The 16,470-nt window shown below is 62.3% G+C and carries 10 protein-coding genes; 6 read left to right on the top strand and 4 right to left on the bottom strand.

Translation table 11 applies throughout. The features are described from left to right. Positions 1–28: 28 nt before the first annotated feature. Positions 29–1,906, top strand: a complete 1,878-nt coding sequence (locus NA619_RS19855) for an MFS transporter (RefSeq protein WP_255963536.1) — start codon at positions 29–31, stop codon at positions 1,904–1,906. A 20-nt stretch (positions 1,907–1,926) separates the two neighbouring features. On the opposite strand, the gene NA619_RS19850 is transcribed toward NA619_RS19855, so the two are convergent. Next, complete coding sequence (locus tag NA619_RS19850; protein ID WP_255963535.1) at positions 1,927–2,844, bottom strand: MalM family protein; 918 nt, start codon at positions 2,842–2,844, stop codon at positions 1,927–1,929. Between the two features lie 166 nt (positions 2,845–3,010). After that, positions 3,011–4,300 (bottom strand): maltoporin, encoded by a 1,290-nt coding sequence (locus tag NA619_RS19845; RefSeq protein ID WP_255963534.1) that lies wholly within the window; start codon positions 4,298–4,300, stop codon positions 3,011–3,013. A gap of 395 nt (positions 4,301–4,695) precedes the next feature. Here NA619_RS19845 and NA619_RS19840 point away from each other — a divergent pair, with 395 nt between their 5' ends. After that, positions 4,696–6,369, top strand: coding sequence for a glucan 1,4-alpha-maltotetraohydrolase domain-containing protein (locus NA619_RS19840; protein ID WP_255963533.1), 1,674 nt, complete (start codon positions 4,696–4,698; stop codon positions 6,367–6,369). 93 nt (positions 6,370–6,462) lie between these two features. Here NA619_RS19840 and NA619_RS19835 read toward each other — a convergent pair whose 3' ends face one another. Beyond that, a complete protein-coding gene (locus tag NA619_RS19835) occupies positions 6,463–7,530 on the bottom strand; it encodes a hypothetical protein (RefSeq protein WP_255963532.1) in 1,068 nt (355 codons plus the stop codon). Between the two features lie 21 nt (positions 7,531–7,551). Continuing rightward, the gene (locus NA619_RS19830; protein WP_255963531.1) at positions 7,552–9,618 is read right to left on the bottom strand and encodes an alpha-amylase; all 2,067 of its coding nucleotides are present in this window, start codon (positions 9,616–9,618) and stop codon (positions 7,552–7,554) included. 259 nt (positions 9,619–9,877) lie between these two features. On the opposite strand from NA619_RS19830, the gene malE reads away from it, so the two are divergent. The 4 genes from malE (at position 9,878) to malT (ending at position 16,408) form a co-directional block, all read left to right on the top strand. Continuing rightward, positions 9,878–11,065, top strand: a complete 1,188-nt coding sequence (gene malE, locus NA619_RS19825) for a maltose/maltodextrin ABC transporter substrate-binding protein MalE (RefSeq protein ID WP_255963530.1) — start codon at positions 9,878–9,880, stop codon at positions 11,063–11,065. Between the two features lie 67 nt (positions 11,066–11,132). Further along, positions 11,133–12,698, top strand: coding sequence for a maltose ABC transporter permease MalF (malF, locus tag NA619_RS19820; protein ID WP_255963529.1), 1,566 nt, complete (start codon positions 11,133–11,135; stop codon positions 12,696–12,698). 11 nt (positions 12,699–12,709) lie between these two features. Continuing rightward, on the top strand, positions 12,710–13,600 hold the full coding sequence (gene malG, locus NA619_RS19815) for a maltose ABC transporter permease MalG (protein ID WP_255963528.1): 891 nt from the start codon (positions 12,710–12,712) through the stop codon (positions 13,598–13,600). Between the two features lie 63 nt (positions 13,601–13,663). After that, entirely contained in the window at positions 13,664–16,408 is a 2,745-nt protein-coding gene (malT, locus tag NA619_RS19810; protein ID WP_255963527.1) for an HTH-type transcriptional regulator MalT, read from the top strand. Positions 16,409–16,470: the final 62 nt, after the last annotated feature.

The raw sequence follows: 16,470 nt of genomic DNA, 5'->3' as shown, positions 1-16,470 counted from the left end.
CAGACGTCTTTTCCATGGAAGCGGATCGATGACCAAGCCCCATTCCCAATTCACCCTGTTCGGCAAACGGCGCTTTCTGCCGTTCTTTCTGACCCAGCTGTCCGGCGCCTTCAACGACAACCTGTTCAAGCAGGCGCTGATTCTCGCGATCCTCTACAAGATCGGCTCCAATGCGGACAGCAGCCTGCTGATCAATCTGTGTGCGCTGCTGTTCATCCTGCCGTTCTTCCTGTTCTCTGCCCTGGGCGGCCAGCTCGGCGAGAAGTACCCGAAGGAGCGACTGATCCGGGCGATCAAGGCGGGCGAGATCGCCATCATGCTTGCCGGTGCGGCGGGCATGCTGCTGGGCAACTTACCGTTGCTGTTGGCCGTGCTGTTCTGCATGGGTACTCAGTCGGCGCTGTTCGGGCCGGTCAAATATTCGGTGCTGCCCAAGCTGCTCGAGGATCATGAGCTGGTCGGCGGCAATGCGCTGGTGGAAATGGGCACCTTTCTGGCGATTCTCGCCGGCACCATCACCGCTGGCGTGATGATGGCCAGCGAGGGCTACGCCCAGCTCATCGCCGGCAGCGTAGTGCTGGTGGCTGTCGCCGGTTACTTTGCCAGCCGCAAGGTGCCGGCCACCGGCGCGTCATTTCCAACATTGCAGATGGACTGGAACCTGTTTCGCCAGACCGGCGCGATTCTGCGCATGGGCTTGGGCCAGCGCCTGTCAGTGTCGCGCTCGCTGATCGGCAACTCCTGGTTCTGGTTTCTCGGCGCGACCTACCTGACCCAGATCCCAGCCTATTCGAAGGATCTGCTGCATGGCGACGAGACTGTCGTCACGCTGATTCTGACGGTGTTCTCGGTCGGGATTGCCCTCGGCTCGCTGCTCTGCGAGCGGCTCTCCGGCCACAAGGTTGAAATCGGGCTTGTACCCTTCGGCGCCATGGGCCTGACGCTGTTCGGGCTCCTGTTGTGGTGGCATTCGGGCGGCTTTCCCCAGGGTGCGCTGCCCCACGACTGGCTGGCTTTGCTCAGCTTTGGTCAGGCCTGGTGGATTCTCGCCTCGGTGCTTGGCATCGGTGTATTCGGCGGCTTCTATATCGTGCCGCTGTATGCGCTGATCCAGTCGCGTACGGCTGAGCACGAGCGGGCGCGAGTGGTCGCGGCAAACAACATTCTTAATGCGCTGCTGATGGTGACCTCCGCGATTGTTGCCATCCTGCTGTTGAGTGTTGCGGGTCTGTCGATTCCGCAGCTGTTTCTCGTGGTGTCGCTGATGAACGTGGCGGTGAGCGCCTATATCTTCAGCATCGTGCCCGAGTTCAGCATGCGCTTTCTGGTATGGCTGCTCGGACATTCCATGTACCGGGTGCGCCAGCAAGGGCTCGACGCGATACCAGACGAGGGGCCGGTGGTGCTGGTCTGCAACCATGTGTCCTTTGTCGACGCGCTGCTGATCGCCGGTGCGGTGCGCCGGCCCGTGCGCTTTGTCATGTACTACAAGATCTTCCAGATCCCGGTGCTGAACTTCATCTTCCGGACTGCGGGGGCGGTGCCGATTGCCGCCCGACATGAAGACGAGGCGATCTACACCGAGGCGTTCGAGCGCGTCAGCCACTACCTCAGCAAAGGCGAAGTGGTGTGCATCTTTCCGGAAGGCAAGCTCACCGCTGATGGCGAGATCAATGAATTCAAGGCGGGGGTGGAGCGCATTCTCGAAGCGAATCCGGTGCCGGTGGTGCCCATGGCGCTGCGGGGGCTATGGGGCAGCTTCTTCAGTCGCGATCCAGATAAGGGCTTCTTCCGGCGGATCTGGTCGCAGGTGGAGCTGATCGCCAGCGCGCCTGTCGCCGCCAGCGAAGCCAATCGTCAGCAGCTACAGGCGCAGGTCAGCTTGTTGCGCGGCGACCGGCGTTAGATGCAGGCCGCCGCTGGTTTTTACTTGATCTCGATGCGTTCCAGCAGATAGGCCTTGGCGCTGGCGTCACCGACACGCGCGGCTTCGTCTGCCAGGCGTAGCGCGCGCTCCAGGTCCTTACTGGCCAATGCCGCATCGATGCCCTGGCGGTAATAGGCCTGGGTTTCCGGCAGCACGGCTGGAGCGGGTGTCGATGGCAGTTCGTTCCCCATTTCACGACCGGTGCTGTAGGCGGGCACATAGGTATTCGCCTGCTGCCCGGCGGCTTTGTCTTCGATCAGTACCATCTTGATCACACCGACTGGCGAATGCTGGGCGACCGGGTCGGGAATGCTGGGCGGCTCATTCCCCAAGGCTTTGGCATAGGCTTTGGCCGGGTGCTGGAGAACGGTCTTGCCGTCGGCATCCGCAGCGAATAGCACCAGATATTGCTCGTTGCCGGGGTTGTCGAGATAGAGACGGTCGACGCGCAGGCGCGCGTCGAGGCTGTCGCCCTTGAGGCCCTCGGCAGGCACATAAACGAAGTCATCGGCATCGAGCAGACGGGTCATGCGCAGTTGACCGTCGAGCAGCATGACGCTAGGGGCGAGCACCGTATCGCCCGCCTGGCTGTACAGCCGGATTTCGAAGGATTTGCTCTCGCGCGGCAGTTCGAAGGCGCGGAAGAAGCTCTTGCCGCTGTCGAAGCGGTAAGCCGGAGCCGACGCGTCCAGCGCCACGTCAGCTGAAAAACTTGCCGGAATGGGCTGAAAGGGAAAGGCCTTGATTGCATCGCAGCAGACCGGTGCATCCGCCAGTGCCTGGCGCGCCGTGCTTATCGGCATTTCCAGCGGGGGCGGAGTCTGTGCCAGCGCGTCCACACGACGCAGGGGGTCACTGCCGCAGCCGGTTGCCAGCAGTGCGGCGAGGCCGAGCAAGGGGAGTCTCAGCGTTTTCATGGGTAATACTCCAATCGCCAGATCGAAAAGACCCCGACCAGCCATGGTCGGGGTAAAAGCACCGCCGGAACGGTGGGAGCGAAACAGTAAAGCTGCCTAAGGTTGCTGGTCTGGCAGGTGCGGCGGGAGGAGAGAGACCGCTGCACCGCGTCTGACCTTCAAAGGCTTACCACCACGCCTCGGCCTGAACGCCAAAGGTCAGGCCGTCGTCCTCGCCAGCGTCGATGGATTCGCTGGCGGCCTGATAACGACCGCCGTCCCACTGGGCGTAGGTGGCGAACACACGGATCTGCGGGCGTGCCCAGAAGCTGCGGCCGGCCGACCACTGCTGGGCCAGGGTGAGTTTCTTCAGATCGCGGCTGCGCTCGCCATCGGCCTGAGGGTCGACGCGGTCATAGCCGAACTCCAGCGCGGTGCTCATGGTGTCGTTCCACTTGTAGACCGGACGCACGCCGAATGAGAGCCATTTCTGGCCGGAGTCATTGTCGAAGTCGCGGTCTTCGTAGATCTGCACGTACATCATTTCGATGGTGTCGGTCAGCCCGACCACGCCCTGGTTGACCACCCGGATCATGTCGCCGTCGCTGTTACCGGTGCTGTTGCGACCGCTGCTGGCGATGATGCCGTCTGTGGCGTATTGCACGGCGAGCTTGTTGTAACCGCCGAACCAGTTGCCCTGGGTGTGCTCCAGCGTGACCATGTGGCCCTTCTGGTCGAGGTAGCCCGGGTCGCGTTCCTGCTCGTCGGTGAGGTTGGCCTTGCCGTAGTCGTAACCGACTTCAAGCTTGCCGTCCGGGTTGACGTCGATTTCCCCAACGCGAATGTCCAGCGTGTCGTTGGCGATGTTGGTGCCGGTGCCTGACCCTTGATAGGTCCATTCGCCATCGGTGTTGCGGATCCAGGCGATGCTGCCCTTGCCGAAGCCCAGGTCGATGTCTTCAATCCCGGCACCTGGCCCGGATACGTCCCAGTAGTAGTAATCGTTGATGTGTACGTCGTGCCGCTTGTAGTAGCGCTTGCCCGCCCAGATATCGGCGCCCGGCAGGCTTGCAATCAGGTTGTGGCCGACCACGTTGAACTGGCGGATCGCAACATCGCCGCCCTCATCGAAGGGGTTGTTGGCATCGCCATTGGTGTCGGTGCGCGTCGCTTCATAGTCGTTACCCTGGCGGGAGACGTAGGCAATCATGCTGTCGACGTAGAAGCTCTGATCGCCTTCTTTCCACACCTCCTGCCCCAGGCCGATCTCGGCATAGGTTTCGCACTCGTTGCCGAGGCGATACTTGGCTGGCGCGCCCGCCGCCTGAAAGCAGGCCTGGTCCCCGCCGCCGGCGGTCGCACCGACGCCGGAGCGCATATAGCCGTGAAAATCCACCGCTTGCGCGGGTATGGCAGCCAGAACGGCGGCGCAGAGCAGGGTGGGTTGCAGAAGACGCACGGATTGTTGCCGGTTCATCGCGAAAGTCCTTTGTTCTTTTTGTTGGTCTGGTACTGCCGGCGGGTGACTGCCGGCCGCAGCGCCAACGGTGCTCCGGTCGATGCCGGGCTTGGGCTGGCGGTGAACGAAAGCCTGCGGATCGGCGATGTTCGCGACATCCTCCCGACAGTTATTTTTCGAGGCGGAGCGGCAGGGCGTAGCGGGGGAGGAGGGAGATCGGCATGTGCGGCCGTGCGCATTACGCCTGGCCACTAAGCCCGGAAAAAAAGGTGTGGGGAGGTATGGCCTGTGAGATCAGCAGCGCAGTCTGGGCCGGTCGGTGGTGTTCGCATCAGCGGCTGCGCCCGGTTACCCGGGATTGCCGGTAACCGCTGTCGGGTGCTCACAACAACTACAAGAGTGGAGCTACTTCGATGAAAGATCGCTTGTTTCCATCCCGCCTGACCCTGGCGGTTTCCTCCTTGCTGCTGACGCTGGGCACTGCCCAGGCTGCAGACCTTGCCGGTAAAAGCCCTGCTGGCGTTCGTTACCACGGTGGAGATGAAATCATCCTTCAGGGCTTTCACTGGAACGTGGTGCGCGAGTCGCCCAACGATTGGTACAACACCCTGCGCAACATGGCGCCGACCATTGCTGCAGATGGCTTCAGTGCCATCTGGATGCCGGTACCCTGGCGCGATTTCTCCAGCTGGAGCGACGGCGCCAAGTCCGGCGGCGGCGAAGGCTACTTCTGGCACGACTTCAACAAGAATGGCCGCTACGGCAGCGACGCACAGCTCAAGCAGGCGGCTGCTGCGCTGAACGGTGCCCAGGTTAAGGTGCTGTACGACGCGGTTCCCAATCATATGAATCGCGGTTACCCGAACAAGGAAATCAACCTGCCAGCCGGCCAGGGCTTCTGGCGCAACGATTGCTCCGACCCCGGCAACTACGCCAATGACTGCGATGACGGCGACCGTTTCGTGGGCGGCGATGCCGACCTCAACACCGCCAACCCGCAGGTATACGGCATGTTCCGCGACGAGTTCGCTAACCTGCGCAGCAACTATGGCGCCGGCGGGTTTCGCTTCGACTTCGTGCGCGGTTATGCCAGTGAGCGGGTCGATTCCTGGATGAGCGAGGCCCACGACAACGCCTTCTGCGTGGGCGAGCTGTGGAAGGCGCCGGCCGAATATCCGAGCTGGGACTGGCGCAACACCGCCAGCTGGCAGCAGGTGATCAAGGACTGGTCCGATCGCGCCAAATGCCCGGTGTTCGATTTCGCCCTCAAGGAGCGCATGCAGAACGGCTCCATCGCCGACTGGAAGAATGGGCTCAACGGCAATCCTGATCCGCGCTGGCGCGAAGTTGCGGTGACTTTTGTCGACAACCACGACACGGGCTATTCGCCCGGGCAGAACGGCGGACAGCACCACTGGGCGCTGCGTGATGAGCTGGTACGCCAAGCCTACGCCTATATCCTCACAAGCCCCGGCACACCGGTGGTGTACTGGTCGCACATGTACGATTGGGGGCAGGCGCCGCTGATCCGTCAGTTGATCAAGATCCGTCGTGCGGCGGGCGTGCGGGCTGATTCGGAGATCCAGTTCCACAGCGGCTATTCCGGGCTGGTGGCAACGGTACGCGGCACGGCACAAACTCTTGTCATCGCCCTCGGTTCGAACCTGAACGATCCAGCCCAGGTCAGCAGCGGCAGTTTCACACAGGCGCTGAACGAGGACAACGGACAGCTGAAGATCTGGTCAACCGGCGCGGGAGATGATGGGAACGGCGGTGGCGACGATGGCGGTCTGGTCAGCGTTAATTTCCGTTGCGAGAACGGCGTTACCCAGCCGGGCGACAGCGTCTATGCGGTGGGTAATCTGGCTCAGCTCGGCAGCTGGAGCCCGGCCAGCGCGGTACGTCTGACGGATGTCAGCAGCTATCCCACCTGGAAGGGCAGCATCAGTCTGCCAGCGCAGCAAGCGGTCGAGTGGAAGTGCATCGTGCGCAGCGAGGCCAATCCGACGCAGGTGAAAAGCTGGCAGTCCGGCGGCAACAACCGCGTCACCAGTGCGGCTGGCGCAACAACCGTTGGGCGCTTCTAGCCCTTATTAGCTGGGCGTCTAGCCCATGCCTGCCGGGCCCGTTCGGGTCCGGCTCCATTTCATTCATTAATGCATCCTGGGTACCTGGCCGATTCAGGCAACCTGCCAGCGCTTAGCCAGTTGTCTCGCCTGCCGCAGTTCCGTTAGCAGCCATTCTTTCGGCTCGACTGCAAGTAATCGAACCAGGTCAGCATGGCGCTCACGCGTGGTGCGTTCCAGCCAGCCGATGCGCGCGAGCGTCGAGGGCGTGCAAGTCTGGCCGCTGAGATCGTCGTGCAGATCCAGCCAGTGCGACCGCCAGGCCTCCTGCAGGTAAAGCCCTTCCAGATCGCCGCGCAGGGCGCGCTTCCAATTGTTGACAATGCCGCCCAGCCAATCGAGAACCGTGGCGCTGGCCCCGCGCGCAGCAAGCTCCGTCTGCAGCTGCCCGTAAGCCTCCAATGCAATGCGTTTCTCCAGAGCAAAGGCTGCAAGCGCAAGGCGATCGCCCTGGTGTTCCAACGCTAACAAGTGGGCGAAGTACTGGCGCGTTTCGAAGCGTTCGGCGGCGTGAAACTGCGGCATCGCGATGCCGTTGCTGTTGAACTGACGCAGCGGGTCGAAGCGGTACATGTAGCCGAAATCGAACAGCCGCACCTGACCGTCATCCAGGGTATTGCCGGGGCACAGGTCCCATTCGAACAGCCCACCAAGCAGCAGCGCCACCAGCGTGTCGAACAGCTGGGTGAGCTGTCGCTCGTTCCAGGCCAACACCGGCGCGCCCTCTATCCAGGGTGAAAGCAGCACGCCCTGGCGAAAGCTGGCGTAACGGGTATCGACGATGGCGCTCAGCCGCTCGCCGAGGATCGGGTCACGTTTGAGCTGGCGAAGGTCGGCACGGCGCTGGATCTCATTGAGAAAGCTGGTCTGCCCATCAACGTTCTGCACTTTGCACCGTTCCCGGGCGCGTTTGAGCGTCCAGTCCTTCCCGTCGGCGTGAATGCGATAGACATGCGCAGTGAGTCCGGCACTGAAGCGCTCGCGTACATAGGGCTCATCGCCCTGGGTGGCGGCCAGCTGTTCGACCGGCAGCGGGCAGTCCGCGGGCGTGCCGATCTGCAGCTCGGCCGCGCTGGCTACGAAGGCCAACTGAGCGGCGTGGCGTTGTTGTTCGGGTGTCATGCAGATTCTCCGGATCCTGTTCTAGCGCGCCTGTACCACGATGACCTTGTCCTCGCCGTGCTGGCGGACAAAGGCGTAGGGCGACTCGGACAATTGCCGATGAGTGCCTGCACCGATGGCCGGATGCCGGGCGCGGAACTGACCAAGGCGCTGCCAATGCTCGATGAGCGCGGCTATCTCCGGCTTGGTGTGATCAGCCCAGTTCATGTCCGAGCGGGTGCCCTGATAGGGATCGGACCCGGTGGGGCCGAAGGCGCGTGCACTCTCGTCGCCGTAGTAGATCTGTACCGCGCCGGGGCTCAGCAGGAGTGCACTAGCGAGGCCGTGCTGTCGCATCAGATCGCCGTTGTGCTGCGCGCTGAACAGCGATGTGTCGTGGGATGAGGCGTAGCTCATGAAGTTGTGCCCGGGCGTCGCCGCCAGCAGCTTGGCGTAGTGCACGTAACTGTTATTGGCGCGGCGCAGGCAGTCACTGGCCGAGCCGGCGACCTCCGCTTGGAAGGCAAAATTGATCAGCGCATTGAAGCCGTTGGCCTGGTAGTCACTGGTTTCCGGGCCGTGGCCGAAAACTTCGCCCACCATCCAGAACGGCTCGCCAGCCATCGGATCGTCCGGGTTGGCTGCAGACCATGCCTTGCGGGCCTCGTCCGCCTTCTGGCGCAGCTGTGCCCAGGCCGCTGGTTCGACGTGCATGACCGTGTCGGCACGAAAACCATCGACGCCAAACTCACGCACCCAGTTGGTCAGCCATTCGTTGAGGTAGTCGCGCACCCGGTAGCCGTCGCGCTCTACGGCGCGGGTCGGTTGTTTGTGGCGTAGGACTTCCGGCAGGTCAACCGGGCTCTCTGACTCGGTGCGAAAGTCCGGCAAGAACGCCAGCGATCCTTTCACCGGGTCCACCAGAACACTCGGCGGAGCAGGGTAGTCGGCAATACCGGCTCGCACCCACTCCTTGCCCCACCAGCGCGACCAGGACGGGTGATCGTAGTCGATCAGGTTGTGGTAGGCGTGCAGGCTCTCGTAGGGCTCTGGCTGCCAGTCTGTCCAGCGTTCCGGGAGGTATTGCGTCATGCCGTCGCGCAGGCCACCAAAGCCAAGGTTCTGCATGTCGGCCAGGGTCGAGTAGCCGGCATGGTTGAGCACCACGTCGAACAGCACACGGATGCCGCGCCCATGCGCCTGCTTGATCAGTTCGCGCAGGTCATCTTCGCTGCCCATGTTGGCGTCGAGCTGGGTGTAATCGAGCGCGTAGTAACCGTGGTAGGCGTAATGGCGAAAATCGCCTTTCTCGCCACCGCCCACCCAGCCGTGGATCTGCTCATAAGGCGCGCTGATCCAGAGCGCGTCCACACCCAACTCCGACAGGTAGTCGAGCTTGCCCGTCAGCCCTTTGAGATCACCGCCATGGAAGGTGCCAATTTCCTCTTCGCCGTCGGGCGCGCGGCCATAACTGCGGTCATTGCTCGGATCGCCATTGGCAAAGCGGTCGGTGAGGGCGAAATAAACGGTCGCGTTGCGCCAATCGCGGGGATGCTCGATAGGTTCGTCCACGGCTTCGATCAGCAGCAGCCCGTTACTGCCGGGCGCGGGCGTCATTTCGATTTCACCGTTGCGAACCCTTGCCGTTTTGCCGCTGTACGCGTCGCGCAGTTCTTGGCCGTCCTCGAAGACGCTGGCCACAGGGACCCGTACCGCTTCACCCGTCCATGGACGGCAGGCTTGTTCTTCCGGCTCGCTTGTTTCTCGCACAGGCACCAGCCGCACGTTGGCGTCCTTTCCGGTCTGCACCAGCAGGCGGAAACGGCCAGGTTCTGCCACGCTGAAATCAAAGCGGGTGTCGCTATCAAGCTCGTGCCGCTGAAAGGCTTTCAGGGGCTGCCGCGTGGCGTCGTCAGCACCCAGTTCCAGTGTGCCTTTGGGCAGGTCCAGCTCCGCCGCGAAGCGATCTTCAGTCAGGGTTTCCCAGGTCGGCTGCAGCGGCTGACCGTTCAGTCGGATAGGGACTTGCGGTTCCGCTTGCACAGCGGGTGCGAGCAGTCCGAAACAAAGGGCTAGGATAGATGGACTAACGGGCGGAAGAGGGCGCATGTCCGGCTCCGGCTGGGCGGGAAAGATGGGTCCATTCAAGCCTGTTTTCGGTGCGTTGTGCAGGCTGAGAAGGGCGATTGCAACGCTCTGCGATCACGGTGCTATGACAAAACTACGCCCTGCCTCTACGCCCCTCATCCTCCCCCGGAGGAGGATGTTTTAGCCCACCGGCAAGGCGAGTATGGATGCCCTGCAAGACCGCCAGGCGGCACGCAGAACGTTGTGGATAAAAAATAAGAAGCCACGAGGAAATACCTAAATGAATAAAAAGCTGTTTGCAGCGGCCGCGATCGGTCTCTCCGCAACCCTGAGCCTGCCGCTGTCCGTCCAGGCCGCCATCGAAGAAGGCAAGTTGGTCGTCTGGATAAATGGCGACAAAGGGCACAAGGGACTGGCCGAGGTCGGCAAGAAATTCACCGAGGAAACCGGCATCCCCGTCGAGGTGGCTCATCCCGACGCCGCTACTGACAAGTTCCAGCAGGCTGCCGCTACCGGCAATGGCCCTGATATCTTCATCTGGGCCCATGACCGCCTTGGTGAGTGGGCCCAGAGCGGCCTGATCACCGCGGTGACTCCGAGCGCCGAAACCAAAGGTGAGGTTGCCGATTTCGCCTGGGACGCCGTCAGCTACAACGGCAAGCTGTGGGGCTACCCCATGGCCGTCGAGGCACCCGCGCTGATTTACAACAAGGCGCTGGTGTCGACGCCGCCGAAGACCTTCGACGAGGTGCTGGCGCTGCACAAAGACCTCGCTGCAGACGGCAAACGCGCGATCCTCTGGGACTACAACAACACCTACTTCACCTGGTCCTTGCTGGCTGCCAACGGCGGTTATGCCTTCGAAGATACGGGCTCCGGGTTCGACGTCAGCAAGACCGGCGTCAATAACGAGGGCGCCAAGCAGGGCGCAGCGGTGCTCAAGCGTCTGATCGACGAAGGCGTGATGCCCAAGGGAGCTGATTACAGCGCCGCCGAGGCAGCCTTCAACAAGGGTGAGTCGGCAATGTTCATCAGCGGCCCTTGGGCTTGGTCGAATATCAAGAAGAGCGGTATCGACTTTGGCGTAGCGCCGATCCCGGCAGTTGGCGACAGCCCGTCCAAGCCGTTCTCCGGCGTGATGGCTGCAACCCTCAACGCAGCCAGCCCGAACCAGGCGCTGGCGGTCGAATTCCTGGAAAACTACCTGCTCGAGGTCGAGGGCCTGAAGGCTGTGAACGCCGACGTGCCGTTGGGCGCGGTGGTGAACAAGGAATACATGGCCGAGCTGTCGGATGACCCGATGATCAAGGCCACCTTCGAAAGCGCCCAGCAGGGCCGTCCGATGCCGAACATCCCGCAGATGGGTGTGTTCTGGTCGGCCATGGAGCCTGCCCTGACGAACATCACTTCCGGTCGTCAAACCGTGGATGCCGCCCTGGATGACGCCGCCAAACGCATCGTCAAGTAACCACCACCCGCAGCCGCAGTCGGGGACGACTGCGTCTTCGGCTGCGCGCCCCGAGGCTCAGATTCCGATGTCCGCCGTGAATGTTCCCGCCGAGATGCCCGACCGTGCCGTGCCGAAACTGTCCATGCCCAAGTTGCCGGCTGCGCTGCGCTGGGGTATGTGGCTGCTGTGCAATGCCTTCGCCCTGTATCTGATCGTCGCCCTCTACGCCCAGGGGCAAACCGTGTTTGCCCTGCTTGGGCTGGTGGTCGCGGGGATCGCCAGTTTCGTGTTCATCAATCGCCGCGCCTACGCCCACCGCTACATCTTCCCAGCAATCGCCGGGATGCTGGTGTTCGTCATATTCCCGCTGATCTATACGGTGGGCATCGGCTTCACCAATTACAGCGGCACCAACCTACTGAGTTTTGAACAGGCCCAGCGTTATCACCTCAGCCAGACCTTTCTGGCGGGCGAGCGTTATGGCTTCAACTTGCATCAGAACGAAGCGGGCGAGTTGCGCCTGCGCGTCGATCGGGGCGAGCAGGGCGTTTGGGTTTCGGCTCCGCTGGAGGGCGAACCGGTTGCGGGCGAGCCGATCGGCATGAGCCCTGAAGCCGAGGTAGACGACCTGGGCCAGGCGTTGCCGTTGCGCGATGTGATCCGCCAGCGCAAGCAGTTGGAACAATGGGTCATGCGTGGTCATGAAGGGCAGCTGCTGCGCCTCTATGGTCTGCGTGAAGTGGCTGCGGTGGAGCCGCTGTACCGGTTGCGCGACGACGGCTCGCTGGTCAACAACCAGACCGGCGACCGCCTGACCGCCAACGACGAGATCGGCTTTTACGTCGATGCCGAAGGGCAGAAGGTCGCGCCGGGATACACGGTGTACGCCGGCTGGAGCAACTTTTCCAAGGTGCTGACCGATCCGAAGATCCGCGGTCCGTTTCTGCAAATCTTCGTCTGGACGGTCTGCTTTGCCGCGCTGACGGTGGTGTTCACCCTCGCCGTCGGCCTGGTGCTGGCGAGTCTGTTGCAGTGGGAGATGGTCCGCGGCAAGGCGTTCTACCGGCTGATGCTGATCCTGCCGTACGCCGTTCCGGCGTTTATCTCGATCCTGGTGTTCAAGGGGCTGTTCAACCAGAGTTTTGGCGAAATCAACCTGATGCTCGACAGCCTCTTCGGGGTGCGGCCGGACTGGTTCAGTGACCCGACCCTGGCGCGCAGCATGATCCTGATGGTCAATACCTGGCTCGGTTACCCCTACATGCTGCTCTTGTGCATGGGGCTGCTGCAGGCGATTCCGCGTGATTTGTACGAAGCCTCGGCGATGGATGGCGCCACGCCGCTGGACAACCTGATGAAGATCACGTTGCCGCTGCTGATCAAGCCGCTGGCGCCGCTGCTGATCGCAAGCTTCGCCTTCAACTTCAATAACTTCGTACTGATCACACTGTTGACTCGCGGCGGGCCGGACATTCTCGGCACCACCACGCCAGCCGGGACGACCGATCTGCTGGTCAGTTACACCTATCGCATCGCCTTTCAGGATTCGGGGCAGAACTTCGCCCTCGCTGCCGCCATCGCCACGCTGATCTTCATCGTCGTTGGCGCCATGGCCTGGCTGAACCTGAAGCTTTCCAAGGTCAAAGTCTGAGGATTACGCACATGGCCATGGTTCAACCGAAATCCGTCAAATTCCGCGTCTGGATGACACACGCCGGGCTGCTCGCCTTTGTCGCGCTGATCGTGTTTCCACTGTTGATGGTGGTGTCCATTTCCTTTCGGGAAGGCAATTTCGCCACCGGCAGTCTGCTGCCGGATAACCCGACCCTGGAGCACTGGTCGCTAGCGCTGGGCATCCCTTATGTCCACGAAAACGGCGAGGTCAGCAACCCGCCGTTCCCGGTCCTGACCTGGCTCTGGAACTCGATGAAGATCGCGTTGATCAGCTCGGTGCTGATCCTGATGCTGTCGACCACTAGCGCTTATGCCTTCGCCCGCCTGCGTTTCGGTGGTAAGGGGCCGATCCTCAAAGGGATGCTGATCTTCCAGATGTTCCCGCCGGTACTCACGCTGGTGGCCATCTACGCCTTGTTCGACCAACTCGGCCAGCACATCAGCTGGCTGGGCGTGAATACCCACGGCGCAGTGATCATCGCCTCGCTGGGCGGTATGGCGTTGCATATCTGGACCATCAAGGGCTACTTCGAGAGCATCGACGGCTCATTGGAGGAGGCGGCCATCGTCGATGGCGCTACTACCTGGCAGGCCTTCGTGCACATTCTGCTGCCCATGAGCGTGCCGATTCTGGCGGTGGTGTTCATCCTGGCCTTCATCACCAGCATCACTGAATACCCCATCGCTTCGGTGCTGTTGATGGACGTCGACAAACTCACCTTGTCGGTCGGTGCCCAGCAGTACCTCTACGACCAGAACTACCTCTGGGGCGACTTCGCTGCGGCGGCGGTGCTCTCGGGTCTGCCGATCACTGCGGTGTTCCTGTACTGCCAGAAATGGATTGTCGGCGGGCTTACGGCCGGAGGTGTGAAGGGCTGACCGGCTGCGCACCTGACGATGCGTCATGACACCCGAACAGGGAACGAATCACGGGAGAGGACCATGAATGCCGCAATACCTGCACCGCTGCCGCTCATCCCGGCAAAGCTGAGCATGCCGTCGCTGCCGCGGGGCCTGCTGGCCCGGCCGCGGCTGGATGAGTGGTTTCAGCGCCTTGGCGAGGTCCGTTTGGCCGTGTTGCATGCGCCCAGCGGATTCGGCAAGACCACCCTGGCGTGCCAGTGGGCGCGGGCGTTCGATGGCCGCGTCGCCTGGCTGCAGCTGCATCCGGGTGATAACGATCCGATGCAGTTTGGCCGCTACCTGCTGCATGTGCTCGACGTGCAACTGGAGCATGGATGCCCGCGCAGCCTGTTGTTGGCCGGCCAGGGGCGTGAAGCTTTTGAAACGCTGCTCACGCATCTGCTGGCTGAACTGCCCGGCGAACATGAGCCCCTGCTTCTGGTGCTGGATGACTTCGAGGCGCTGCATAACGCCGAAGTGATCGCGGCGCTGCGTTTCTTCCTGCGCAACATGCCGTCGTGGATGACACTGCTGGTATGCAGCCGCGGTTTGCCGGAACTGGGGGTCGCCGATCTGCGGGTCAAGCACCAGTTGCTTACGGTCGACGCTCAGCATCTGGCGTTCGAAACCGATGAAGTGCAGGCGCTGCTGGATCTTGGCTTGCCCGTCTCGGTCAACCGCGAGCAGGTCGAACGGCTCAACCGGCGTATCGGCGGCTGGCCCTGCGCCTTGCAGCTCGTCTTGCAGGAAGTGCAGACGGGCCGCGGAATGGACCTGTTTCTTGAGAACTTGCAGCTCGGCCACCCCTATATCCGCGATTACATGCGTGAGCAGGTGATAGCCAGCCTCGGCACGTCAACGCTGGATTTTCTTCAGGCCACCTGCCTGCTCGAACGCTTCAATGCGCCGCTGGCCGATCGCCTGACTCAGGGCAACAATGCCCGCGACATGTTAGAACAACTCGAGCGACGAGGGCTGTTTCTGCATTCGCTGGACGGTTTGCGGCAGTGGTACGCGTACCACCCACTGTTCGCCACCTTCGTGCAGGGCGAATTGCGTACGCATCATCCGCAGCGACTTTCCGACCTGCATCTGCGTGCGGCCGAAGCGCTGATGGCCGAAAACCTGCCGGAGGAGGCCGCACGTCACGCCGTGCTGGCGGGTTGCCCGACGCGGGTCGGCGAAGTGCTGGAGCGACATGGCCGACAGTTCTATCGTCAGGGTCGGCTGGGCCTGCTTCAACAGTGCCTGGAAACATTGCCCGAAACGGTCATCGCTGGCTCGCCGCTGATGACCTTGCTGCAGGCCTGGGTGTCGCAGAATTCCTACCAGTTCGATCAGGTCGAGCGCTGGTTCAAGGCAGGGGAGCAGGCGCTTCAGCACAGCTGCACGGAGGAAGATTGGGCGCGCATCGTTGGCGAATTCAACGCTGTGCGCGCTCAGGTCGCGATGAATCGCGGCGACGAGCAACAGGCGATCGCACTGGCTCGCGAAGCGCTGGCGCGCGAGCCGCTGATCATGCGGACATCCAAGGTGGCGGCGCTCTCGGGGCTGGCTGAAGCGCACTTCGTCCAGGGCCTGTTGCCCCAGGCGCAGAAGCAGTACGAAGAGGCCGAACGCCGCGCGCGGGAGATCCGCGCCTCGCATCTGGTGGTGTGGAATCTCGGGCAGCTGTCGGAAATCGCCATCGCCCAGGGTTATCTGCAGAAGGCGTATTCGCTGCAGGAACGGGCGATCCAGTATGTCGAGCAGGCTGATCTGCAAGCCACGCCAATCATGGAATTCATTTACCGCGTCCGTGGCCAGGTGCTGCTGGAGTGGCATCACCTCGACGCTGCCGAGCAATGTGCGCTGCAGGGCATCCAGATTCTCGAAGACGTTGGCGACCGCTGGCTGTTGCAATGCTATGCGCTGCTCGCCGGCATCGCTCACGCACGCGGGCAACAGAGCGCCTGCGCGGACTATATCGGCAAGATGCAAAGCATGCTCGCCGACGATAACTACCACGTCGACTGGCTCGCTAATGCCCATGCGGTGATGCTCAGTTACTGGGATTCGACCCAGGACAAGACGGCCATCCAGCAGTGGCTGCTTACGGCGCCGGCGCTCGAACGCGGCCTCAATCATTTCGCTCAGTACAACGCTCGTAACCACGCACGTGCCTACCTGTCGCTGAAGCAGCCGGACAAGGCACTGCCGATCCTCCGGCAGCTGCAGATCGATGCCGAGCAGCACGGCCTGGTCATGGACCTGAATCGCAACCACATCCTGCTGGCCCAGCTGCATTGGCTGCGCGAGGAGCGTCAGCAGGCGCTGGACAACCTTCAGCTGGCGCTGACCCTGGCGAGCAGCACTGGCGCTATCGGCAGCTTCCTGCGCATCGGTAAGCTGCTGATTGCGATGCTCAAGGCCTTGCAGCACGAGAGGCGGCTGGATGAGCTCGAAGCCCAGCGTGCCGACCGGCTGATCCAGCTGGCACAACAGCAGCGCGACTTCAGCAGGGCGATTCGTATCACCCTGGATGAAGCGGTGATACAGGACATCATCAACCGCCCCGACGTGCCGGAGCTGATCCGGCATTCACCGCTGACGAGGCGCGAGTGGCAGGTGCTCAGCCTGATCCACGCCGGGCAGTCCAACGAGCAGATCGCCGAACATCTCAACGTTGCACCTACGACCATCAAGACGCACATCCGCAGCCTCTATCAGAAGCTCAACATCACCCATCGCAACGAAGCCGTGCAGCTGGCGCGCAGCCTGTTGAGCAAGATCCAGGGCGAGTAACCGCGGCGGTTCGACGAGCGATTGCGCATCCTGCCGGTCCAAGGCCGGGTGCGTTTCCATTC

Origin of the sequence: Stutzerimonas stutzeri, from assembly GCF_024448895.1 — a bacterium.
Classification (GTDB): domain Bacteria; phylum Pseudomonadota; class Gammaproteobacteria; order Pseudomonadales; family Pseudomonadaceae; genus Stutzerimonas; species Stutzerimonas stutzeri_Q.
Note: the sequence above shows the minus strand (reverse complement) of the source record. Positions and strands in the feature narration are given on the sequence as shown.

What these genes read in the sequence shown, in the direction of transcription:
- NA619_RS19835 (WP_255963532.1), bottom strand. Translation starts at nt 7,530, where the DNA reads ATGACACCCGAACAACAACGCCACGCCGCTCAGTTGGCCTTCGTAGCC.
- NA619_RS19845 (WP_255963534.1), bottom strand. Translation starts at nt 4,300, where the DNA reads ATGAACCGGCAACAATCCGTGCGTCTTCTGCAACCCACCCTGCTCTGC.
- malT (WP_255963527.1), top strand. Translation starts at nt 13,664, where the DNA reads ATGAATGCCGCAATACCTGCACCGCTGCCGCTCATCCCGGCAAAGCTG.
- malF (WP_255963529.1), top strand. Translation starts at nt 11,133, where the DNA reads ATGTCCGCCGTGAATGTTCCCGCCGAGATGCCCGACCGTGCCGTGCCG.
- NA619_RS19840 (WP_255963533.1), top strand. Translation starts at nt 4,696, where the DNA reads ATGAAAGATCGCTTGTTTCCATCCCGCCTGACCCTGGCGGTTTCCTCC.
- NA619_RS19850 (WP_255963535.1), bottom strand. Translation starts at nt 2,844, where the DNA reads ATGAAAACGCTGAGACTCCCCTTGCTCGGCCTCGCCGCACTGCTGGCA.
- malE (WP_255963530.1), top strand. Translation starts at nt 9,878, where the DNA reads ATGAATAAAAAGCTGTTTGCAGCGGCCGCGATCGGTCTCTCCGCAACC.
- NA619_RS19855 (WP_255963536.1), top strand. Translation starts at nt 29, where the DNA reads ATGACCAAGCCCCATTCCCAATTCACCCTGTTCGGCAAACGGCGCTTT.
- malG (WP_255963528.1), top strand. Translation starts at nt 12,710, where the DNA reads ATGGCCATGGTTCAACCGAAATCCGTCAAATTCCGCGTCTGGATGACA.
- NA619_RS19830 (WP_255963531.1), bottom strand. Translation starts at nt 9,618, where the DNA reads ATGCGCCCTCTTCCGCCCGTTAGTCCATCTATCCTAGCCCTTTGTTTC.